General features: G+C 70.8%; 18 protein-coding genes. 12 read left to right on the top strand and 6 right to left on the bottom strand.

What is annotated here, in order from left to right; all coding sequences use genetic code 11:
* Position 1: 1 nt before the first annotated feature.
* From NT132_RS14375 to NT132_RS10605, 6 genes are all read left to right on the top strand, one after another.
* Positions 2–1,285 (top strand): dihydrodipicolinate synthase family protein, encoded by a 1,284-nt coding sequence (locus NT132_RS14375; RefSeq protein ID WP_366940395.1) that lies wholly within the window; start codon positions 2–4, stop codon positions 1,283–1,285.
* Positions 1,286–1,321: 36 nt separating this feature from the next.
* Positions 1,322–2,335, top strand: a complete 1,014-nt coding sequence (locus NT132_RS10625) for an SDR family oxidoreductase (RefSeq protein WP_297788315.1) — start codon at positions 1,322–1,324, stop codon at positions 2,333–2,335.
* Positions 2,336–2,473: 138 nt separating this feature from the next.
* Positions 2,474–3,271 (top strand): sulfite exporter TauE/SafE family protein, encoded by a 798-nt coding sequence (locus tag NT132_RS10620; protein WP_297788311.1) that lies wholly within the window; start codon positions 2,474–2,476, stop codon positions 3,269–3,271.
* A gap of 57 nt (positions 3,272–3,328) precedes the next feature.
* Positions 3,329–3,775 (top strand): MaoC family dehydratase N-terminal domain-containing protein, encoded by a 447-nt coding sequence (locus tag NT132_RS10615; RefSeq protein WP_297788308.1) that lies wholly within the window; start codon positions 3,329–3,331, stop codon positions 3,773–3,775.
* Complete coding sequence (locus NT132_RS10610) at positions 3,772–4,176, top strand: MaoC/PaaZ C-terminal domain-containing protein (protein WP_297788305.1); 405 nt, start codon at positions 3,772–3,774, stop codon at positions 4,174–4,176. The genes NT132_RS10615 and NT132_RS10610 overlap by 4 nt, the downstream gene beginning before the upstream one ends.
* 3 nt (positions 4,177–4,179) lie before the next feature.
* Positions 4,180–5,316 carry a UDP-N-acetylmuramate dehydrogenase gene (locus tag NT132_RS10605; RefSeq protein WP_297788302.1) on the top strand — a complete coding sequence of 379 codons (1,137 nt, stop codon included), beginning with the start codon at positions 4,180–4,182 and terminating at the stop codon, positions 5,314–5,316.
* Positions 5,317–5,745: 429 nt separating this feature from the next.
* Here the strand turns inward: NT132_RS10605 and NT132_RS10600 are convergent, their stop codons facing one another.
* Entirely contained in the window at positions 5,746–6,945 is a 1,200-nt protein-coding gene (locus NT132_RS10600; protein ID WP_297788299.1) for a pyridoxal phosphate-dependent aminotransferase, read from the bottom strand.
* 71 nt (positions 6,946–7,016) lie between these two features.
* On the opposite strand from NT132_RS10600, the gene NT132_RS10595 reads away from it, so the two are divergent.
* On the top strand, positions 7,017–7,781 hold the full coding sequence (locus tag NT132_RS10595; protein ID WP_297788296.1) for a coenzyme F420-0:L-glutamate ligase: 765 nt from the start codon (positions 7,017–7,019) through the stop codon (positions 7,779–7,781).
* Between the two features lie 107 nt (positions 7,782–7,888).
* Here the strand turns inward: NT132_RS10595 and NT132_RS10590 are convergent, their stop codons facing one another.
* Together NT132_RS10590 and aceB are read right to left on the bottom strand one after the other, a co-directional pair.
* Positions 7,889–9,484: an isocitrate lyase gene (locus NT132_RS10590; RefSeq protein ID WP_297788293.1), complete on the bottom strand. Its 1,596-nt coding sequence runs from the start codon at positions 9,482–9,484 to the stop codon at positions 7,889–7,891.
* Between the two features lie 59 nt (positions 9,485–9,543).
* Positions 9,544–11,220 carry a malate synthase A gene (gene aceB, locus NT132_RS10585; RefSeq protein ID WP_297788287.1) on the bottom strand — a complete coding sequence of 559 codons (1,677 nt, stop codon included), beginning with the start codon at positions 11,218–11,220 and terminating at the stop codon, positions 9,544–9,546.
* 169 nt (positions 11,221–11,389) lie between these two features.
* Between aceB and NT132_RS10580 the strand changes: the two genes are divergently transcribed.
* Positions 11,390–12,850, top strand: a complete 1,461-nt coding sequence (locus tag NT132_RS10580) for an XRE family transcriptional regulator (protein WP_297788283.1) — start codon at positions 11,390–11,392, stop codon at positions 12,848–12,850.
* Positions 12,851–13,013: 163 nt separating this feature from the next.
* On the opposite strand, the gene NT132_RS10575 is transcribed toward NT132_RS10580, so the two are convergent.
* A complete protein-coding gene (locus tag NT132_RS10575) occupies positions 13,014–13,508 on the bottom strand; it encodes a cupin domain-containing protein (RefSeq protein ID WP_297788280.1) in 495 nt (164 codons plus the stop codon).
* 190 nt (positions 13,509–13,698) lie between these two features.
* Here NT132_RS10575 and NT132_RS10570 point away from each other — a divergent pair, with 190 nt between their 5' ends.
* A complete protein-coding gene (locus NT132_RS10570) occupies positions 13,699–14,976 on the top strand; it encodes a M18 family aminopeptidase (RefSeq protein ID WP_297788274.1) in 1,278 nt (425 codons plus the stop codon).
* Between the two features lie 112 nt (positions 14,977–15,088).
* Here the strand turns inward: NT132_RS10570 and NT132_RS10565 are convergent, their stop codons facing one another.
* Together NT132_RS10565 and NT132_RS10560 are read right to left on the bottom strand one after the other, a co-directional pair.
* Positions 15,089–16,465, bottom strand: coding sequence for an FAD-binding oxidoreductase (locus tag NT132_RS10565; RefSeq protein WP_297788267.1), 1,377 nt, complete (start codon positions 16,463–16,465; stop codon positions 15,089–15,091).
* Positions 16,462–17,997 carry a PucR family transcriptional regulator gene (locus NT132_RS10560; protein ID WP_297788264.1) on the bottom strand — a complete coding sequence of 512 codons (1,536 nt, stop codon included), beginning with the start codon at positions 17,995–17,997 and terminating at the stop codon, positions 16,462–16,464. Before NT132_RS10560 ends, NT132_RS10565 begins: the two co-directional genes overlap by 4 nt.
* Before the next feature lie 117 nt (positions 17,998–18,114).
* On the opposite strand from NT132_RS10560, the gene gabT reads away from it, so the two are divergent.
* From gabT to NT132_RS10545, 3 genes are all read left to right on the top strand, one after another.
* Complete coding sequence (gene gabT / locus NT132_RS10555) at positions 18,115–19,470, top strand: 4-aminobutyrate--2-oxoglutarate transaminase (protein ID WP_297788251.1); 1,356 nt, start codon at positions 18,115–18,117, stop codon at positions 19,468–19,470.
* A gap of 158 nt (positions 19,471–19,628) precedes the next feature.
* A complete protein-coding gene (locus NT132_RS10550; RefSeq protein WP_297788248.1) occupies positions 19,629–20,990 on the top strand; it encodes an NAD(P)/FAD-dependent oxidoreductase in 1,362 nt (453 codons plus the stop codon).
* Positions 20,987–21,865, top strand: coding sequence for a universal stress protein (locus tag NT132_RS10545; protein ID WP_297788245.1), 879 nt, complete (start codon positions 20,987–20,989; stop codon positions 21,863–21,865). The genes NT132_RS10550 and NT132_RS10545 overlap by 4 nt, the downstream gene beginning before the upstream one ends.

Here is a 21,865-nt window from a genome sequence, read left to right as displayed (position 1 = left end):
CCTGTCGCTCGATGAGCGCGGCTTCCGCAGCAACATCCGCCACTGGATTGACGGTCTCAAAATCCGCGGGCTCTTCATCAACGGCAAGCAGGGCGAGTTCTTCTCGATGTCGCTGGATGAGCGCAAGCGGGCCTTCGACATCGCCGTCGATGAGATCGGCACCAGTGCAGGCTCGATCCTGTCCTGCTCGGACCAGAACATGGACACCGTCGTCGAACTGGCGCGCTATGCCGAGGCAATCGGCGCCGACTTCGTTGTCGTGCATGCGCCGGTACTGCATTTCCTGAAGGCGCAGGATGAGACCCTTTACGCCTACTACAAGTACATTTCCGAGCGGGTGAACATCGGCATCGCCATGTGGAGCCATCCGGATTCGGGTTATCTGATGAGCCCGGAGTTGTGCGCGCGGATTGCCGAACTGCCCAACATCGTCGCCATCAAGTACAGTGTGCCGCGCGAGATGTATGTGAAGCTCACGCAGATGGCTGGCGACAGGATCATCGTCTCCACCGCCGGCACCACAAGCCCGCCTTGCGTCATGGCAAAGCCCGCGGCCATCGCCGCGACGAACGCATCCACGTCGCACGCGAACTGCTCGTCGCTGAATGCCTCGAACCCGGTCGCGTCGAGCCTTCGCAGCACGTCGAGGTCGGCGGGTCGCTCGCTCGCCATGAGCGTGCGGAATTCGGCGACCTGCGGGTGGCCACCCTTGCGGGTGCTCATGACCTCGTCGCGGGTGAAGCCGCCGCTGATCGTGGTCAGGAGGAGCAGTGCCCGCCCGGCGGTGACCTCGTCGAATCCGGCGGCGATCATCCGTTCCACGACGATCTCCGCGGGGCGGATCGCGGCGACCGCCGCCGCGGATGCGGTGTGGAAGTGCACCGCCAGCGCACCCGAGGCCAGGAGCGCGCGCCGGGTGCCTTCCGCGAAGGCGCGGCACGCGTCCTGCCAGTGGGCATCCGGATCGATCTCGATGCGGGCGAACTCGCGACCGAAGGCATCGGCAGCGAGGAGTTCGACGAGGCCCTCGCGGCCGTGGACGTGGTGGTTGAGCGCCTTCCGGTCGACGCCGAGCGCGTCCGCCACCTCCTGCATCGTCAGGGTGGCCGGGTCGAGTTCGCGGGCGACCGCGACGATGGCGGCTGCATCCAGCCCCGCGCGCTCGCCACGTCCGCGCTGGCGGGGCGCATGCGTGCGTTCGGATGCGGTCATGGTGGCTCCATTCTGCCCCGAAGACGATTGCCCGGGCGCACCGGAAGGAGTAGAATTTCCCGGACGGGAATAAAGTACTCCCGTCCGGAGAACGCACCAAGGAGTGACGATGTCGGAGAACAAGGTCCTGACCGCCAACAGCACGATCGGCGAGTGGCTCGAGCACCCGGTCGGCGGTGACATCGTCCGCGGTTTCCTCGCTCAGTCCGGCGCGTCCGAGGAGTCCCTCGCACCCGTAAAAGGTCTGCCGCTGCAGCAGCTCGTCGCCCTCAGCCAGGGCCAGCTGCCCCAGGCCGCCATCGACGGCATGGTGATGCAGGCCAACGGCGGCGTCATGCCGGCCGACGATGCTCCCACCGGGTGGGTCGAGACGGCCACCCCGGGTCGCTTCTCCGGCAAGACCGTCATCGTCACCGGTGCCGCCTCCGGCATCGGCCGCGCCACCGCATCCCGCATCGCCCGCGAGGGTGGACGCGTGGTCGCCGTCGACATCTCCGCCGACAAGCTCACCGAGTTCGCCGGGTCGCTCCCCGAGGCGCAGATCGTCACGGTCGCCGGCGACATCACCAAGCAGGACGACATCGACGCCATCGTGGCCGCGGCCGGGGAGCGCATCGACGCCCTCGCGAACGTCGCGGGCATCAACGACGACTTCTCGCCGCTGCACGAGACGAGCGACGCCATGTGGGATCGCGTCATCGGAATCAACCTCACCGGCTCGTTCAAGCTGTCTCGGGCCGTCCTGCCCGCCATGATCGCCGCGGGCGCCGGCTCGATCGTGAACGTCACGAGTGAGGCGGGCCTGCGCGGCAGCGCCTCGGGCAACGCGTACACGACTTCGAAGCACGGCGTGATCGGCATGACCAAGTCCGCCGCCGTCATGTACGGCCCCGCCGGGATCCGCGTGAACGCCGTCGCTCCCGGTGGCGTGGCCACCGGCATCCCGTTCCCGCCGCACGTGTCCGAGGCGGGTCAGGCGCGCCTGCAGCCGTTCCAGGCGCAGATCCCCACGCTCGCCACGGCCGAGCAGCTCGCCGCATCCATCACGTTCCTGCTGTCCGACGACGGCGTGAACATCAACGGTGCGATCCTCGCCTCCGACGGCGGCTGGTCCGCGCAGTAACCCCCCGCGAGACGGTACTGGGCCCCGAGACCCTGGGTAGACCCCACGGTTTCGGGGCCCAGATGCCATTTCGGCGTCAGGGGGCCCGGATGCGGTGGCGAAAAGTGCGCGTAACGCGTGGGCGATAGGCTCGGCCGAGTGACTGACGCTGGACGCACCCGGACCCCTGCCTTCATCCTCACCTGCATCGGCACCGGCCTGCTCGCCGGGCTGCTGTCGGGACTGTTCGGGGTCGGCGGCGGCACGGTCATCGTGCCGCTGCTCGTGATGTTCCTCACCTTCAACCAGCGGCTCGCCGCCGGCACCTCGCTCGCGGCTATCGTCCCCACCGCGGCGGTGGGCGTCATTTCCTACGCACTCAACGGCTCGGTCGACTGGGTCGCCGCGATCCTGCTCGCCATCGGCGGCATCGTGGGCACCCAGATCGGCACCCGTCTCATCCACCACATCTCGCAGACCGCCCTGCGCTGGACCTTCGTCGGCTTCGTGGCCGTCGTGATCGTGAGCCTGTTCATCGTCATCCCCTCCCGCGACGCGGTGCTGACGCTCACCGTGTGGTCGGGCATCGCGCTGGTCGTCGTGGGTCTGCTCACCGGCATCCTGTCCGGGTTGATCGGTGTGGGCGGCGGCGTCGTCGTGGTCCCGGTGCTCATCCTGCTGTTCGGGGCGAGCGACCTCGTCGCGAAGGGCACGTCGCTGCTGTTCATGATCCCGGCGGCCATCTCCGGCACCATCGGCAACCTCCGCCGCAAGAACGTCGACCTCGTCGCCGCCGCGTGCGTCGGCGTCGCCGCCTGCACCACGACCGCGCTGGGTGCGTGGCTCGCGACCCTCATGTCGCCGCTCGTCGCGAACATCCTCTTCGCCGCCTTCATGGTCTTCATCGGCACGCAGATGGCGATCAAGGCCGTCAAGGGCCGCGCCAAGAAGGACTGACGTTTTCCCCGGGCCCCGCCCCGGAGCTCGATCAGCCCCGCTCGGTAGGATGGGAGGATGCCCGTCAACCCCGAGCTGGTCGGCCGCGAATTCGCCCCGACTCCTCCGTACCTCGTCGGCCGGGAGAAGGTGCGCGAGTTCGCCCGCGCCGTCTTCGCCACCGATCCGCAGCACACCGACCCGGCCGCCGCGGCCGAGCTCGGCTACCCGGACGTCGTGGCGCCGCCGACCTTCGCCATGGTGGTGCAAGACGTGGCGCTGCAGCTGCTGCTCGCCGAACCCGACTCCGGCATCACGCTCGAGCGCACGATCCACGCCGAGCAGCGCTTCCGTTACACCCGGCCGATCGTCGCCGGTGACGAGCTCGTCGGACGGATCGCCGTGACGGGCCTCCGCGCGATCGGGACCGGGGCGATGGTCACGAGCGAGACCGAGATCACGGATGCGGCCGGCGCCCACGTCGTCACCGCCACCTCGGTGCTGCTGATCGGGGGAGACGAATGACCGACCTCGAGAAGGGCCAGGTCGTCGCCGAGCGCGACGTCCACCTCACCCGCGAATCGCTCGTCCGGTATGCCGGCGCGTCCGGCGACTTCAACCCCATCCACTACCGCGACGACGTCGCCCAGCGCGTGGGCCTCCCGGGCGTCCTCGCGCACGGCATGCTGACGATGGGGCTGTCCATCGAGACGCTCGTGCCGTGGCTCGGCGATGCCGGCCGCATCCTGGAGTACGGCGTGCGCTTCACCCGTCCCGTCGTCGTCGACCCCGAGGCCGGAGCCGACGTGCACGTGGTGGCCACGGTGGGTGCGGTCGAGGACGACGCGGCCCGCATCGACCTCACCGTCTCGGCGGGCGAGACCACCGTGCTCGGCAAAGCCCAGGTCCGCATCCGCCTCGCCTGATCCATGCCCGACATCGATCCCCTCCCGCTCTCCGAGCTCACGACGCTGCGCACCGGTGCCGCGCCCCGTCGCATGATCGACGCCACCACCCGTGAGGAGCTGATCGACGCGCTCCGCGGGGTGTGGGCCGACGGTGACCCCTGGTTCGTGCTCGGCGGCGGCTCCAATCTGTTCGTGGGCGACGAGCCGTTCGACGGCACAGTCATCCGCATCCTCAGCCGTGGTATCGAACGTGTCCCCGGGGCGCGGCCGGGCACCGCGCGGCTGCGGGTGCAGGCCGGCCACGACTGGGACGACCTGGTGGCGCAGACCGTGGCCGCGGGGCTCGCCGGCATCGAGGCCATGTCCGGCATCCCCGGCACCGTGGGGGCGGCGCCGGTGCAGAACGTCGGCGCCTACGGGCAGGAGATCGCGCAGACCCTCGTCGAGGTGGAGTTGATCGACGAAGCCACCGGCGAGGTCTCGGTCGTCCCCGCCGCCGACCTCGCACTGGGCTTTCGCACCTCGGTGCTCAAGCACCACTACGGCTCGGTCGCGGAACGCCGTGCCGCGATCCTCTCGGTCACGCTGGAGCTCACGCAGGTGGGCCACGGCGAGGTGCCGGTGCGCGGGAGCCAGCTGCGGCGTGCGTTGGGGCTGGACCCGGATGCGGCGGTCTCGCTCGCCTGGATCCGCGACCATGTGCTCGCCACGCGGGCGGCGAAGGGCATGGTGCTCGACTCCGAGGACCATGACACCTGGTCGGCCGGATCGTTCTTCCAGAACGCCATCGTCACCGAGCAGTTCGCCCGCACGCTGCCGGACGCGTGCCCGCGCTGGCCGATGCAGCCCGACGTCGAGTCGGTGCTCGTCATCCCGCTCGACGACTACAACGGCGCCGTGCCCGCCCCCGAGCCGCAGCCGGTGGACGTGAAGGTGAGCGCCGCCTGGCTCATCGAGCAGTCCGGCATCCGCAAGGGATTCTCCCTGCCGCGCTCGCGCGCCGCCGTGTCGAGCAAGCACGCGCTCGCCCTGACGAACCGTGGCCGTGCCCGCGCCGCCGACATCGCGGAGCTCGCACGGTTCATCCAGCAGCGGGTGCAGCAGGAGTTCGGTCTGCTGCTGCAGCCCGAACCCGTGCTCATCGACGTCGACCTCTAACTGAGCCTCGCCGCGTCGGCGCCGTGCGGCCCGGCGCTGGGCGCTGTCGCGATACGGTTCGGCCGTCGCGAATGGCGGGTGCGCGCGAGACATCGCGCTTTTGCGACGGGTGGGCGCCGGGGGTGCTGTCGCGGCACGGTGGCGGGGCGACCGGGCGGGTGCGGGGGCGGAGGCGCTGCGGCACGGTTCGGCCGTCGCGAATGGCGGGTGCGCGCGGGTGGCATTGCGCTTTTGCGACGGGCGAGTGCCGGGGGTGCTGTCGCGTTCCGGTTCGGCCGTCGCGAATGGCGGATGCGCGCGCGAGACATCGCGCTTTTGCGACGGGCGAATCGGCGTCGCGTGGACGCGGCGCTGGAGCGGCCACGGCACCGACGCGACGGGCGAACGGGGCGACGATCCGGATGCGGCGGCGACCCGCCGCATCCGGATTCAGGCGAAGAGGCGCTGCAGGCGCTGGACGCCCTCGAGGAGCGCGTCGTCGCCGAGGGCGTACGACAGGCGCAGGTAGCCGCTGGGGCCGAATGCCTCACCGGGCACCACGGCCACCTCCGCCTTCTCGAGGATGAGGTCGGCGAGTTCGAGCGAGTTCGTCGGGGTGACGCCGTCCCACTCGCGTCCGAGGAGGCCGGTCACGTCGGGGTAGACGTAGAACGCGCCGAGCGGGTTCGGCACGGTGACCCCGGGGATCTTCGCCAGTTCCGTCACGATGAGACGGCGGCGGCGGTCGAACGCCTGCCGCATTTTCTCGGCCTCGACCTGCGGGCCGGTGAGCGCCGCGAGCGCCGCGCGCTGCGCGATGTTGTTGACGTTGCTCGACAGGTGCGACTGCAGGTTGGCGGCGAGCTTGATGGCGTCGGTCGGGCCGACCATCCAGCCCACGCGCCACCCGGTCATGGCGTAGGTCTTCGCGACCCCGTTGACGAGGAGGGTCTGACCGGCGAGCTCCGGCACCGCTTCGACGATCGAGACGGCACGGGCGCCCTCGTAGACGAGGTTCTGGTAGATCTCGTCGGTGATGACCCAGATACCGTGGGCGAGCGCCCATTCGCCGATCTCCTTGGTCTCCTCCGGCGTGTAGACGGCACCGGTCGGGTTCGAGGGGGAGACGAACACGAGCACCGTGGTGCGGTCGGTGCGGGCGGCCTCGAGCTGGTCGACCGTGACCTTGTACTCCTGCTCGGCACCGGCGAACACCTCGACCGGGACGCCGTCGGCGAGCCGGATCGCCTCGGGGTAGGTGGTCCAGTAGGGCGCCGGCAGCAGCACCTCGTCGCCGGGGTTCACCACGGTCTGGAACGCCTGGTACACGGCCTGCTTGCCGCCGTTGGTGACGACGACCTGCGCCGGGGTCACCTCCAGGCCCGAGTCGCGGAGTGTCTTCGCGGCGATCGCCTCGCGCAGCACGGGGAGACCCGCGGCGGGGGTGTAGCGGAAGTTCGCCGGGCTCTTCAGCGCCTCCGCCGCCGCATCCACCACGAACTGGGGCGTCGCGAAGTCGGGCTCCCCGGCCGCGTAGGAGATGACGGCGCGCCCAGCGGCCTGCAGGGCCTTGGCCTTGGCATCGACCTTGAGGGTCGCCGATTCGGCGATGGCGGAGAGCTTGCGGGAGAGGGGGGCGCGTTCGGTCACGGTAAAAGCGTAGTCGCGCGGGCAGCCTCGCGCGGGGCCGTGACGGGGCCGCGCTGTGGAACGATGACAGGATGCGTGGCATCCAGCTGTGGACTCTCGACGGCATTCCCGAGATCCGGCCCGGCGACGACCTGGCTCGGATCATCGGCGATGCGCTCGCGGCGGACGAGGACGGATGCCGGGACGGTGATGTTCTCGTGGTCACGAGCAAGATCGTGTCCAAGGCGGAGGGGCGGATCGTCGCCGCATCCGACCGGGACGACGCCATCACGGCGGAGACGGTGCGCGTCGTCGCCACCCGCGGCACCACCCGCATCGTGGAGAACCGCCTCGGGGTCGTGGGCGCCGCGGCCGGCGTCGACGCCTCGAACACCCCCGAGGGCACCGTGCTGCTGCTGCCGCTGGACCCGGACGCCTCGGCCCGGCTGCTGTGCGCGGCACTGCGAGAGCGGTTCGGCGTGCGGATCGGCGTCATCGTCAGCGACACCCTCGGCCGCGCCTGGCGGCTCGGGCAGACCGACGTCGCGATCGGCGCCGCCGGCCTCACGGTGGTCGACGACCTGCGCGGCACCACGGACACCCAGGGGCGGTCCCTGGCGGTGACCGTGCCCGTGGTTGCGGACGAACTCGCCGGTGCGGCGGACCTGGTCAAGGGCAAGGCCACCGGCCTCCCCGTCGCGGTGGTGCGGGGGATGAGTCGGATCGTGACGGATGCGGTCGACACTCCGGGTGCGCGCACCCTGCCCCGCACGGGTGAGGCCGACATGTTCCGCCTCGGCAGCGACGAGGCGTACGCCCAGGGTTACGCGGCCGGCGCCGCCGCATCCACCCCCTGACCCCGCCCCGTCCGCCAGGGGGAGACACCGAAATGGGTTCTGGGCCCCGAGACGGTGGGTAAACCCCACGGTCTCGGAGCCCAGAACCCGACTCGCGGTCAGCGGACTCAGGTGAACTGATTCATCGTGTTGTCCTTGCCGCCGGCCTTGAGGGCCGCGTCGCCGGCGAAGTACTCCTTGTGGTTGTCGCCGATGTCGCTGCCGGCCATGTTCTGGTGCTTGACCGTGGCGATGCCCTCCCGGATCTCGCGACGCTGGACGCCCTTCACGTATGCCAGCATTCCCTCGTCGCCGAAGTAGCCCTTGGCGAGGTCATCGGTCGACAGGGCCGCCGTGTGGTACGTCGGCAGCGTGATGAGGTGGTGGAAGATCCCGGCGCGCGCCGAGCCGTCCTTCTGGAACGAGCGGATCTTCTCGTCGGCCAGCTGTGCGAGCTCGGTGTCGTCGTAATCGACGTTCATGAGGTCGGCGCGGTCGTAGGCCGAGACGTCCTTGCCCTGCTCCACGAGCAGGTCGTACGCCTGCTGTCGGAAGCTCAGCGTCCAGTTGAACGACGGGCTGTTGTTGTAGACGAGCTTCGCGTTCGGGATCTCCTCGCGGATCGCGTCCACCATGCGGGCGATCTGCTCCACGTGGGGCTTCTCCGTCTCGATCCACAGCAGGTCGGCGCCGTTGCGCAGCGACGTGATGCAGTCGAGCACGCACCGCTCCTCGCCGGTGCCCTGACGGAACTGGTACAGGTTGCTGGCGAGCCGCTTCGGCCGCAGCAGCGTGCCGTCGCGCTTGATGACGACGTCGCCGTTGCCGAGCTCGTCCTGCGTGATCTCTTCGACATCGAGGAACGCGTTGTACTGGTCCCCGAGGTCGCCGGGCTCGGTCGTGACAGCGAGCTTCTGCGTGAGGCCGGCGCCGAGCGAGTCGGTGCGGGCGACGATCACGCCGTTGTCGACGCCGAGCTCGAGGAAGGCGTAGCGCACGGCGTTCAGCTTTGCGATGAAGTCCTCGTGCGGCACGGTGACCTTGCCGTCCTGGTGACCGCACTGCTTCTCATCCGAGACCTGGTTCTCGATCTGGATGGCGCAGGCGCCCGCCTCGATCATCTTCTTGGCGAGCAGGTACGTGGCCTCGGGGTTGCCGAAGCCGGCGTCGATATCGGCGATGATCGGGACCACGTGCGTCTCGTAGGTGTCGATCTGCGACTGGATGAACTCCACCGCGGTCTCGTCGCCGGCGGCGCGCGCGTCGTCGAGCTTCGTGAACAGCAGGTCGAGCTCACGGGCATCCGCCTGGCGGAGGAACGTGTACAGCTCTTCGATGAGTGCCGGCACCGCGGTCTTCTCGTGCATCGACTGGTCGGGGAGGGGCCCGAACTCCGAGCGGAGAGCGGCGACCATCCAGCCCGACAGGTAGAGGTAGCGCTTGTTGGTGGTCTTCAGGTGCTTCTTGATCGAGATGAGCTTCTGCTGCCCGATGAAGCCGTGCCAGACGCCGAGCGACTGCGTGTACACCGACGAGTCGGCGTCGTACTCCGCCATGTCTCGGCGCATGATGTCCGCCGTGTACTGGGCGATCTCCAACCCCGTCCGGAAGCGGTTCTGGGCCCGCATCCGGGCGACGGCCTCGGGTTCGATCGCATCCCAGCTGGGGCCGTTCTGCTCCTTGAGTGCCCGGATGGCGTCGATGTCGTCCTGGTAGTCAGTCATGTTCTCTTCCTTGCTGGTCGTGACGGGTCGGCTCGCGTGAGCCATGACGGGGGTGGCGCCTAGTCGGCCTCGGTGAGGAACTTCGCGTACGCCGGAAGCGTCAGGAACGCCGGGAACTCCCGGCCGAGCGCCACCTCGCGGAAGACCTCCGCCGCGTCGTCGAACCGGTCGCCGTCGCGGCGCTCCACCTCGGCGAGCACCTGCGTGATGAGTCCCTCGATGTAGTCGCGAGTGATCTGATCGCCCTCGGCGGTGGAGTGGTCCTGATGGATCCACTGCCACACCTGGGAGCGCGAGATCTCGGCGGTCGCCGCATCCTCCATCAGGTTGTCGATGGCGACGGCGCCCAGGCCCCGCAGCCACGCCTCGATGTAGCGGAGCGCCACCGACACGTTGTCCCGCACACCCTGTGCGGTCACGGGACGACCGATGTGGACGTCGATTAGGTCGGCCGCGGCCACCTGCACCTCCGGGCGCTGCCGGTCGAGCTGGTTCGGCCGGTCGCCCAGCACCGCGTCGAACTCGGCGCGCGCCACCGGGATCAGGTCGGGGTGGGCGACCCAGGTACCGTCGAAGCCGTCTCCGGCCTCACGCTTCTTGTCGGCGGCGACCTTCTCGAACGCCTGCGCCGTGACCTCCGGGTCGCGCCGGCTAGGAATGAACGCGCTCATCCCGCCGATCGCGAAGGCGCCGCGCTTGTGGCAGGTCTTCACGAGCAGCTCGGTGTAGGCGCGCATGAACGGCACCGTCATCGTGACTTCGCTCCGGTCCGGCAGCACGAACCGTGCGCCGCGGCCGCGGTAGTTCTTGATGATCGAGAAGATGTAGTCCCACCGACCGGCGTTGAGTCCGGCGATGTGGTCGCGCAGCTCGTACAGGATCTCCTCCATCTCGAACGCCGCAGGCAGCGTCTCGATGAGCACCGTCGCGCGGATCGTGCCGTGCGGGATGCTGAGGTACTCCTCACTGAAGGTGAAGATGTCGTCCCACAGCTTCGCCTCCTCGCTCGATTCGAGCTTGGCGATGTAGAAGTAGGGTCCGGCGCCGTTCGCGATCAGCCGCGCGGCGTTGTGGAAGAAGTAGAGCCCGAAGTCGACGAGAGAGCCGGATGCGGCCATGCCACGCCCGGTGCGGTCGACGAACCGGATGTGGTTCTCGGGGAGGTGCCAGCCGCGCGGGCGCATCACGATCGTCGGCGTCTCGGCGGCGCTGACCGCGTACTGCTTGCCCTCGGGGCTGGTGAAGGAGAGCTGCCCGCGGATCGCGTCGAACAACGACAGCTGACCTTCGATGACGTTCTTCCAGGTCGGGCTGGTGGCGTCCTCCTGGTCGGCGAGCCAGACCTTCGCGCCGGAGTTCAGTGCGTTGATCGTCATCTTGGGGTCGGTCGGCCCGGTGATCTCGACGCGGCGGTCCTCCAGACCGGGGCCGGCCCCGGCGACGCGCCAGCTCGGGTCGTTGCGGATGATGGCGGTGTCGGCGCGGAAGCTCGGGTCGTGGCCGTTGCCGATCTCGTAGCGGCGCCGCATCCTGTCCGCCAGCCGGTCGCGTCGACGTGCGTCGAAGCGGTGGTGCAGCTCGGTGAGGAACGTGACCGCGTCGGGGGTCAGGATCTCGTCGTAGCGTTCTCCGAGACGACCGAGGATCTCGATGGTCGGGCGGAACGATGTCGAGATGGCGCCGGTGGTCGGGGTGGAGGTCGTCTCGGGCGCGAGGGCCGTGGCGGTGGGATTCATTGCCCTGTCTTCCTGTGTCGAGGTGGTGGGGGTGAGTCGCCCGGATCTGGCCGGACGACCCTGTCCCGGCGGGTCGTGTCACCCACTCTGCGTGAAGATCTCGGGTCGCTCCGAACATTTGTGAGGAGAAGTTTGCGGAAATTTCTGCTGCTGTGACACAATCGCCGGCATGACGATCGCAGAAGAGCTCGCCGACGACGCCGAAGCCGATGCGCTGACCATCGGCCGCCGCATCCGCCAGCTGCGCACGCAGCGCGGTATGACGCTGGAGGAGCTCGCCGCATCCGTCGACCGGGCACCAAGCCAGCTGTCGATGATCGAGAACGGCAAGCGGGAGCCGAAGCTCACCCTGCTGCGCGCCATCGCGAAGTCGCTCGGCACGTCGATCGACGCGCTGCTGGAGGCGGAGCCGCTGGATGAGCGGGCGTCGCTCGAGATCTCGCTGGAGCGGGCGATGCGCGGCCAGACGTTCCAGGCGCTCGGTATCGAACCGTTCCGGATCGGCAAGGCGATGCCGGATGAGGCGCTGCGCACCATGCTGGCGCTACAGTCCGAGATCGAGCGGCTGCGGGATGAGCGCTCCGCCACGCCGGAGGAAGCGCGGCGCGCCAACGTCGACCTCCGTCACCTCATGCGCGAGCAGAACAACTACTTCGGCGACCTGGAGCAGCACGCCCGGTCGCTTCTGGATGCGGTCGGTCACCCCGGCGGACCGCTCACGCAGCGGACGGCCAGTGACATCGCCGCCCACCTCGGGTTCACGCTGCACTACGTGCCCGATCTGCCGCAGACCACGCGCAGCGTCGCCGACCTGAAGCACGGCCGGCTGTACCTCTCCAGCCGCGTCGCGGCCAAGGGTGACTCCCGCACCGCGGTGCTGCAGGCACTGTCGAGCCGCATCCTCGGTCACCGGGAGCCGACGAGCTATGCGGAGTTCCTGCGTCAGCGGGTCGAGACGAACTACCTCACCGGCGCCCTGCTCATCCCGGAGGCCCACGTCGTCCCCGCGCTGCAGGAGGCGAAGGCGAACCGGGCGATCTCGATCGAGGACCTCCGCGACGGCTACTCCGTCTCGTACGAGACGGCCGCGCACCGGTTCACGAACCTCGCCACCGTGCACCTCGGCATTCCGGTGCACTTCCTCAAGGTGCACGAGTCGGGCACAATCACAAAGGCGTACGAGAACGACGATGTGAACTTCCCCACCGACCGGCTCGGATCCATCGAGGGGCAGATGTGCTGCCGGCGGTGGACGAGCCGGGTGGTGTTCGACGTCGACGACCGGTTCAACCCGTACTACCAGTACACCGACACCGGCAACGGCACCTACTGGTGCACGGCCCGCGTGGAGAACTCCAGCGAGGGTCAGCACTCGGTGAGCGTCGGCGTGCGCTTCGACGACACCAAGTGGTTCCTCGGCCGCGATACCCCGAACCGGGGCGTCTCGAAGCACTCCGTGGAGGTGTGCTGCCGCCGCGCCCCCGCCGACCTCGAAGCGGCCTGGCGGGAGAACGCCTGGCCGAACGTGCGGACGCCGCGGACGCTGCTCGCGACCCTCCCCACCGGCGCCTTCCCCGGCGTCGACACGACCGAGGTGTACGAGTTCCTCTCCGCGCACGCCCCGCGCTGAGTCCTCGACCGGTTTCGCCCGTCGCGAATGGGGGGTGCGGATGCGGCGCACTGGACATCTGCGACGGGTGAACGCGCAGGGCGGCGCGGGGCATGGCGCGAACGCGCAGGGCGGCGCGGGGCATGGCGCGAACGCGCGCATAGCAGGCGCGCGGGGCGCGGGGTCAGGCGTCGCAGTGGCTGAGATCGGTCTCGGCGAGCGGGTCGCCCTCCGGGATGAGGTACGTCACCCACAGCACCACGGGCACATCGCCCTCGTTGCGGCCCTCATGCACGTACCCGGGTCCCTCGATGATCGCGTCGCCCGCCGCATAGATCGCAACGCCGCCCGGGTGGTTGGGTGCGTAATGAGTGAGGGTGCCCTCCTTCACGACGGCGATGAGCTGCCCGTCATGGCAGTGCTTCCCGGTTCCGGCGCCTGGTTCGATGGTGATCTCGCGGAACGTCACCCCGACCCCGTCGGTGCCGGCGTCGACGGCGACCGCCACCGGTCCGTCGATCTCCCCGGCGGCGTGGTCCACCGCGCTGACCGGGCTGGGCGTCGTCGGTGATCCGGTGGGGGAGGCGGTGGGTGCCGACCCCGGGGTGCCGGTGCACGCGCTGAGGGCCAGCGCGGCGGCGAGGACGACCGCGGCGCGCCAGATCGGTCGAACGGTCACGGTTCCCCCACGCTCGCCCCGCCGAGCGCGCGACGTCGCTCCGATCGTGGCGCCTGCGCGCCGCCGCCGCAACCCCGCGGCGAGACTTCACCTGTGTCACGTATCAGCGGGGAATACGGGACACACGTGAAGTCTCGGCGGGAAGGGCCCGACGTACGATCGAAGGGTCAGCCCGAGGAAGAGGTCCGCCGTGCCCGAAGCACTCGCCCATGCCGAGGATCTCGCCGCGTTCGTCGCGGCCTCGCCCTCCAGCTACCACGCGGCGGCGGAGGTCGCTCTGCGGCTGACGGATGCGGGCTTCACCGCGCTGGACGAGCACGAGGCGTGGCCGGCGCCCGCGGGAGGACGGTTCCTCGTGGTGCGCGACGGGGCCGTGCTCGCCTGGGTCGTGCCGGAGCGGGCGACGCCCGCGACGCCGGTGCGCATCTTCGGCGCCCACAGCGACTCGCCCGGGTTCAAGCTCAAGCCGCAGCCGACGACCGGCTCGCTCGGCTGGCTGCAGGCCGGGGTGGAGATCTACGGCGGCCCGCTGCTGAACTCCTGGCTCGACCGCGAACTGCGCCTCGCCGGCCGGTTGGTGCTCGACGACGGCTCGGCCGTGCTCGCCGCGACGGGTCCGCTCCTCCGCCTCCCGCAGCTGGCGATCCACCTCGACCGCGAGGTCAACGACCACCTCGCCCTGAACAAGCAGTCGCAGACGCAGCCGGTGTGGGGGCTGGGGGATGCCGAGTCCGCCGATATCCTCGGCGAGCTCGCGGCGGATGCGGGGGTGGATGCGGCCCGCATCCGCGGCTACGACATCGTCACCGCCGACGCGGCGCCGGGTGTCGTGTTCGGCCGCGACGACGTGTTCCTCGCCGCCGGGCGCCTCGACGACCTCGCCTCGGTGCACGCCGGGGCGGTCGCGCTCGCCGCGGCCGCGGACGGGTACGACGCGGGCCACATCGCGGTGCTTGCCGTGTTCGACCATGAGGAAGTCGGCTCCGGCACCCGGTCGGGTGCGGCAGGACCGTTCCTCGCGGACGTGCTGGAGCGGATCCAGCTCGGGCTCGGCGCCGACCGCGACGCGCAGTTGCGCTCGCAGGCGGCGAGCTGGTGCGTGTCGAGCGATGTCGGCCACGCCGTCCACCCGAACTACGCGGAGAAGCACGACCCGGTGGTGCGCCCTCGCCTCGGGTCCGGTCCCCTCCTCAAGATCAACGCGAACCAGCGCTACGCCACCGATGGTGTGGGCGCCGCCGCCTGGCATGGCTGGTGCGCCGAGGCCGGGGTCGTCTCGCAGGAGTTCGTGTCGAACAACACCGTGCCGTGCGGGTCGACGATCGGCCCGATCACCGCGACTCGGCTCGGCATTCGCACCGTCGACGTCGGCATCCCGATCCTGTCGATGCACTCGGCCCGGGAACTCGCCGGCGTGAGCGATCTGCTCGATCTCGCGCGCGTCGCCGAGGTCTACTTCCGCGGCTGACCCTGCCCTGGGCTCCTGCCCGCCCGCTTCGGGTGGCAGCTCTGGCGGGATGCGGGGGCGTGATGCCGCGAGTCCTGCCACGTGAATGACCCGCGGGCCGCGGGCACGAGCCTCAGTGCCCGGAGATCGCGTCGGCGATCCGGGCCAGGCCCGAGGTGCGGTCGGAGCCGGATGCGGCCTCCGCCCGGTCCGCGGCGCGGTAGGCGGCGTAGATTCCCCGCACGGCGAGCCACCGCAGCGGCTCCATCTCCCAGGTCTTGGCCCGGCGGCCGACCCAGGGCAGGCGCACCCGTTCGGTGTCGTGCCCGAGGATCAGGTCGGCGAGGGTACGGCCGGCGAGATTCGTCGCGGTCACGCCGGTGCCGACGTATCCGCCCGCCCAGCCGAGGCCGGTGCGCGGATCGTGGCCGACGGTCGCGGCCCAATCCCGGGGCACCCCCAGCACCCCCGACCAGGCATGGGCAATCGGCACCTCCCGCGCCACCGGGAAGAAGTCGCGCAGCAGCGTGGTCAACTGCGCCACCGTGCGCGCGGCGGTGACGCCGTCCGCATCCACCCGGGAACCGTACCGATAAGGCACACCGCGTCCGCCGAACGCGATCCGGTCATCCGCCGTGCGCTGCGCGTACATGTACACGTGCGCCATGTCGCCGAGGGTCGCACGGCTGTCCCAGCCGATCTCGTCCCACAGCTCGGCCGGTAGCGGGTCTGTCGCGATCATCGACGAATTCATCGGCAGCCAGGTGCGGTGCTCGCCGCGGAGCCCCGCAGTGAACCCCTCCGTCGCGCGGATGACGTGGGTCGCGCGGACGTCGCCGCGGTCGGTGCGCGCGACACCGGGGGTGATCTCCCGCACCCGCGTCTGCTCGTAGATCGTGACGCCGCGTCGCTCCACTGCCGCCGCGAGCCCTTGGACCAGCCGGGCGGGATGGATGCGGGCGCAGTGCGGGTGCCACAGCCCGCCGAGAGCGCCCGCCACGCGCACCCGCGACGCGGTCTCGTCCGCATCCCACAGTTCCAGGTCGGTGCCGGGCCATGCGGACTCGGATGCGGCGAACGCACGCAGCCGCGCGCGCTGCGAGGGCGTGCGGGCGACCGTGAGCTCGCCGCCCTTGTGCGCTCCGATGTCGATGCCCTCCCGGGCAGCGACCGCGAGCACCTCGTCCACGGTGTCGTTCAGTGCCCGCTGCTGCGCGATCGCCGCGTCCCGGCCGTGCGTCCGGGCGTACCGCTCGCGGCCGCCGGTGACGGAGTTCGTCAGCCAGCCGCCGTTCCGCCCGGACGCGCCGTAGCCGGCGAAGCGCGCCTCCAGCACCGCGATGCGCAGATCGGGTCGAGCCTCGCTCAGGTAGTAGGCCGTCCACAGGCCGGTGTAGCCGGCGCCGACGATGCACACGTCGACGTCGAGGGAGCCGGGGAGCGGCTGCCGCGGCGCGGGCGTACCGCCCAGCTGGCGCCACCAGAACGAGACCTCGCCGTTGACGCTCACACGGTCTCTCCGAGGACCGTCAGTGCGAGCCACAGCCGGGCGCGCTCGGGGAAGGCGGACAGGTCGGTGCCGAGCACGCGCTCGATGGTCGCCAGTCGTGCGCGGAGGGTGTGGCGGTGGACGCCGAGCGCCTGCGCCGCACGGTCGTGCGAGGCGTCCTGATCCAGCCACGTGCGCAGGGTCAGCACGAGCTGCGCGCCGTGCGTCGTGTCGTAGTCGTGCAGCGGGGCGAGCTCCGCCCGAGCGAGGACCCGGGCGTCCTCGCCGGCGAGGGCGCGGACGAGGCCGTCGCTCGTCCGCGCGAACTCGCTCACCCCACCGGAGCCGTGATCGCGAGCGATGCGTGCCTGTCCCGCCGCCGCCGCGAGAGCGTCGTATCCCACCGGGTCGGAGAGGCCTACCGTCAGCGTGAACCGGTCGGCCGCGCGACGGAGCAGCTCGACCCCGGCGGGAGAGGCGACGAGGACGAGCCCTGCCTCGGTGCGTCCGAAGAACAGGAGATCGCCCTGCCTCTCCACCTGGTCCTCCAGCCACTCGGTGACGTCTTCACGGTGCGCGGTGGCCGCATCCGTCATCGCCACGCGCACGGGTGCCGCCGGCAGCCCGCCCCACATCTCGCGGGCGACGCGGCGGGCTGTGGTCACTTCGCCCTCGAGGAGGGATGCGGTCAGGCCCGCGCGGAGCGATCCGCGGGCGCGGAGGAGGCTGCGGCGCTGCTCCAGGGCGAGGCCCGCCATTGCCACGGCCATCGTGACGACGCCGCGGGCCTCCGCATCCAGGTCCGCTGCGCCGATCGCGAGGACGCCCCGCAGGTGTCCGCCGCGGCCGAGCGTCTGCAACTGCATGGCGTGCCCGGCGACATCCGTCGCGGCGCCGGCGCGGGTACCGCGCGCCAGCACGCCGGCGACCTCCGACTCCAGCTCGGTGCGGGCGGCGGTCGGCATCGCACCGGCCGGATGCTGGTGGGTGAGCGTCCCCGCCGCGTCGAACAGTCCCACCCAGGCATCGAGGCGCCGGGAGAGCTCGTCCAGGGTCGCCGACAGCCCGTCATCGCGGAGCGCCGCGAGCGACAGCGCCCGCTGGGCGTCGAGCGCCCAGCTGCGCCGGGCGTACTCCTGTGCCGCCAGCACCTGCGCCGTGGTACGGGCGACGGCGATGAACGGGGTGCGGTAGGGCACCTCGAACAGGGGGAGACCCGCGGCCGCGCACGCGGCGACCAGCCCCTCGGGCACGCCGTCTCGCACCACCTCGGTGCCGAACCCGAGGGCGGCGACGCCGCGGATGCGGAGCCGCGCGACGTAATCCTCATAGGTCGCCGCATCCGCGTCGAGGAACTGCGTCCCCGTCGTCAGCAGCGCCAGGTCCTCCGACAGGAACGGTGTCGGGTCGGCGAGATCCGAGCTGTGCACCCCGCGCAGCCACCGGTCCAGCACGTCGGGGGGTAGCTGCTCCTCCTCGGTCGCGAGGCGCAGCCCCAGCTCGCCGCGACGCAGCAGCGTCCGCAGCGTGGGCTCCTCGACGGGTCTGCTCATAGAGGGATCCTCTCGTGCGGCGCGGGTCGCACCGTTGTCCATCGTGGCGCATCCGGGGGTCCTCGGTATACACGGGGGCGGATGCTGCCGTATCCGTCCCGGCCCTACGCTCGCGGCATGACCCTCACCGACGTGACCTCTGCTCCCCTCGGGGGACCGGCCCTGCCGCAGGAGCGGCGGCTTGTGACCGCGATCCCCGGCCCGCGCTCCGCGGCGCTGCTGGAGCGGAAGGCCGCGGCGGTGTCTGCGGGCGTCGGCCACACAGTGCCGATCGAAGCCGTCGCCGCCGGCGGAGGCGTCGTCGTGGATGCGGACGGCAACTCGCTCATCGACCTCGGGTCGGGGATCGCTGTCACCACGGTCGGCAACGCTCACCCGAAGGTCGTCGCCGCGGTGCAGGCGCAGGTCGCGCAGTTCACCCACACCTGCTTCATGATCTCTCCGTACGAGTCGTACGTCGGCGTGGCCGAGGCGCTCAACCGCCTCACCCCCGGCGACCACGCCAAGAAGTCGGCGCTGTTCAACTCCGGTGCGGAGGCCGTCGAGAACGCGGTGAAGATCGCGCGCAAGCACACCGGCCGGCAGGCCGTGGTCGCATTCGACCACGCCTACCACGGCCGCACGAACCTCACCATGGCGCTCACCGCCAAGGCCATGCCGTACAAGAGCGGCTTCGGCCCCTTCGCCGGCGAGGTGTACCGCGCCCCCGTGTCCTACCCCTTCCGTGACGGCCTCGACGGCCACGCGGCCGCCCGGCAGGCGATCGCCCTGATCGAGAAGCAGATCGGCGCCGGCAACCTCGCCGCCGTCCTCATCGAGCCGATCCAGGGCGAGGGCGGGTTCATCGTTCCCGCCGACGGCTTCCTGCCGGAACTCGTGCGCTGGTGCCGCGAGAACGGCGTCGTGTTCATCGCCGACGAGGTGCAGACCGGGTTCGCCCGCACCGGTGCGATGTTCGCCAGCGAGCTGTTCGGCATCGTGCCCGACCTCATCACCACCGCGAAGGGCATCGCCGGGGGGCTCCCGCTGGCCGCCGTCACCGGCCGCGCCGAGATCATGGATGCCTCGCACGTCGGCGGCCTCGGCGGCACCTACGGCGGCAACCCGATCGCGTGCGCCGCGGCGCTCGCCGCCATCGACGTGTTCGAGAACGAGGGGCTGATCGAGCGGGCGCAGCAGGTCGGCGCCGTACTCACCGAGCGCCTCACCGCACTGCAGACGGGCGACCCCCGCATCGGCGAGGTCCGCGGACGCGGTGCCATGGTCGCGGTCGAGTTCGTCGTCCCCGGCACCACCGAGCCGGATGCAACCCTCGCCGGCGCCGTCGCCCGCGCCGCCATCGCGGAGGGCGTCATCGTCCTCACCTGCGGCACCTACGGCAATGTCATCCGGTTCCTGCCGCCGCTGTCGATCCCCGACGAGTTGCTGCACGAGGGCCTGGACGTCGTGGCCGCCGCGCTGGCGGCGTCATGATCCGCCGAGTCACCCCTCTCGCGCCGACCCACCCCGGTACGCGCGGCATGCATCGGGATGGCTCGTAGGGATAGGGGTGGCCCGGCGGAGAAGCCGGGCGCAGAGTAGGCACAGCAGCAGCGCAGCAGTGACGACGAGGACATGAAGGAGCGAGTGACATGAGCACCGAGATCACGAGGGACGTCGTCATCGTCGGCGCGGGCGCGGCGGGCCTCACCGCCGCGAACGATCTGCGCGCACAGGGACTGTCCGTCGCCGTGCTGGAGGCGCGCGACCGCGTCGGCGGGCGGCTGTGGACCGACGTCATCGACGGCGCCACGCTCGAGATCGGTGGACAGTGGGTCTCGCCCGACCAGGACGCCCTCATCGACACGGTCGCCGACCTGGGCCTGGAGACCTACAGCCGCTATCGCGACGGCGAGAGCGTGTACATCGGACCGGCGGGGGAGCCGAAACGCTTCAGCGGCGATGTCTTCCCGGTGGCGCCGGAGACCGCGGCCGTCATCGAGGAGATCACCGAGCGCCTCGACGCCATGGTCGCCGAGATCGATCCCGACCGTCCCTACGCGCACCCTCGCGCCGCGGAATGGGATGCCGTCTCCTGGGATGCCTGGCTCCGTGCCCAGACCGACGACGACGAGGCGGTCCGCAACCTCGCTTTCGCCACCGGCTCCGCCATGCTCACCAAGCCGACGCACGCGTTCTCGCTACTGCAATCGCTCCTCATGGCCGCATCCGCCGGCTCGTACTCGCACCTGGGGGACGCCGATTTCATCCTCGACAAGCGGGTCGTCGGCGGACTCCAGCAGGTGCCGCAGCTGTTGGCCGAGCGTCTCGGCGACGACGTGCATCTGAACAGCCCGGTCCGCACCCTGGAGTGGGGCGATGACGGCGTCACCGCGCACACCGACGACCTCATTGTCCACGCCCGCTACGTCGTCCTCGCCCTCGCGCCGGTGCTGTACCCGCGCATCTCGTTCGTCCCGCCGCTCCCGCGGCTGCAGCAGCAGATGCACCAGCACCTCTCGATGGGATTCGTCATCAAGGTGCACGCCGTGTATGAGCGGCCGTTCTGGCGGGAACAGGGGCTCTCGGGCACCGCGTTCAGCCCCTACCAGGTCTGCCACGAGGCGTACGACAACACCAACCACGGTGACGAACGCGGCACCCTCGTCGGCTTCGTCTCCGATCTCAATGCCGACGATCTGTTCCGGCTGGATGCGGCGGAGCGCAAGGCCCGCATCCTCGAGTCGCTGGCGCACTACTACGGCCCCGAGGCGCTCGATCCGGTCGTGTATTACGAGAGCGACTGGGGCGCCGAGGAGTGGACCCGCGGGGCGTACGCCGCGAGCTTCGACCTCGGCGGGCTGCACCGGTACGGCGCCGACCTGCGCACTCCGGTGGGCCCCATCCACTTCGCCTGCAGTGACCTGGCCGGCGCCGGATACCAGCACGTGGACGGGGCGATCCGGATGGGTCGCCTGGTCGCCACGAACATCGGCGAAGCCGCCCGCGCATGAACGGCGTCCTGGTCGGGTACACGGCCACCCCGGCCGGGGCGGACGCCCTGGCTCTGGGTGCGCGGCTCGCTCATGCCACCGGCGCGCGGCTCGACATGGTGCTGGTGCTCCCGAGCGATGACCGCAGCGTCATCACGCCGACCGATCCCGGCTACGACCGGCATCTCCGCCACACCGCGGAGGGCTGGCTGCGTGAGGCCGTCGAATCGCTCCGGGATGCGGTGCCCACCCGTGCGCACATCCGGTACGGCGAGTCCTTCGCCGCCGGGCTCGTGGCGGCCGCGGCCGAGTTCGACGCCGGCGTCATCGTCGTCGGTGCCGGCAACGGGGGCCTCCGCGGGCGACACCGCGTCGGCACCGTCGCCTCCGAGCTCCTGCACTCCGCCGACGTCACCGTGCTCCTGGCGCCGGCCGGTGCGCACGACATCCCGGTGGATGCCGGCATCCCGCGCATCACGGCCGCCCTCGGCACCCGCCCCGGCGGGGACGTACTGATCGAAGAAGCCGTCGCGCTGGCCGCGGCCGCGCGCGCCGACCTCCGCCTGGTGTCGCTGGCCACCATCGACCTCCCCGCCGGGGTGGACACCGGGGTCATCCGGCTGACCGGCGTCACGCACGCAGACGCCGTGCTCGCGCAAGCACGGGCGGCGCTGCCGGCCGGGGTGGAGGCGGAGGCGATCGTCGGTACTGGCGAGAGCGTCGAGGATGCGGTGCAGCACCTGGACTGGACCCCCGCCGAGATCGTGATGGTCGGCTCCAGCCGGCTCGCGCAGCCGCGGCGACTCTTCCTCGGCTCGACGGCGGCGAAAATGCTGCACGTCCTGCCGGTCCCCATGGCGGTTGTGCCGCGGACGCGCGGCGGACAGGGAGCATGA

This window comes from Microbacterium sp. (genome assembly GCF_026393345.1).
Classification (GTDB): Bacteria; Actinomycetota; Actinomycetes; order Actinomycetales; family Microbacteriaceae; genus Microbacterium.
Note: the sequence above shows the minus strand (reverse complement) of the source record. Positions and strands in the feature narration are given on the sequence as shown.

What these genes read in the sequence shown, in the direction of transcription:
- NT132_RS10625 (WP_297788315.1), top strand. Translation starts at nt 1,322, where the DNA reads ATGTCGGAGAACAAGGTCCTGACCGCCAACAGCACGATCGGCGAGTGG.
- NT132_RS10615 (WP_297788308.1), top strand. Translation starts at nt 3,329, where the DNA reads ATGCCCGTCAACCCCGAGCTGGTCGGCCGCGAATTCGCCCCGACTCCT.
- NT132_RS10610 (WP_297788305.1), top strand. Translation starts at nt 3,772, where the DNA reads ATGACCGACCTCGAGAAGGGCCAGGTCGTCGCCGAGCGCGACGTCCAC.
- NT132_RS10605 (WP_297788302.1), top strand. Translation starts at nt 4,180, where the DNA reads ATGCCCGACATCGATCCCCTCCCGCTCTCCGAGCTCACGACGCTGCGC.
- NT132_RS10595 (WP_297788296.1), top strand. Translation starts at nt 7,017, where the DNA reads ATGCGTGGCATCCAGCTGTGGACTCTCGACGGCATTCCCGAGATCCGG.
- NT132_RS10590 (WP_297788293.1), bottom strand. Translation starts at nt 9,484, where the DNA reads ATGACTGACTACCAGGACGACATCGACGCCATCCGGGCACTCAAGGAG.
- aceB (WP_297788287.1), bottom strand. Translation starts at nt 11,220, where the DNA reads ATGAATCCCACCGCCACGGCCCTCGCGCCCGAGACGACCTCCACCCCG.
- NT132_RS10580 (WP_297788283.1), top strand. Translation starts at nt 11,390, where the DNA reads ATGACGATCGCAGAAGAGCTCGCCGACGACGCCGAAGCCGATGCGCTG.
- NT132_RS10560 (WP_297788264.1), bottom strand. Translation starts at nt 17,997, where the DNA reads ATGAGCAGACCCGTCGAGGAGCCCACGCTGCGGACGCTGCTGCGTCGC.
- gabT (WP_297788251.1), top strand. Translation starts at nt 18,115, where the DNA reads ATGACCCTCACCGACGTGACCTCTGCTCCCCTCGGGGGACCGGCCCTG.
- NT132_RS10550 (WP_297788248.1), top strand. Translation starts at nt 19,629, where the DNA reads ATGAGCACCGAGATCACGAGGGACGTCGTCATCGTCGGCGCGGGCGCG.
- NT132_RS10545 (WP_297788245.1), top strand. Translation starts at nt 20,987, where the DNA reads ATGAACGGCGTCCTGGTCGGGTACACGGCCACCCCGGCCGGGGCGGAC.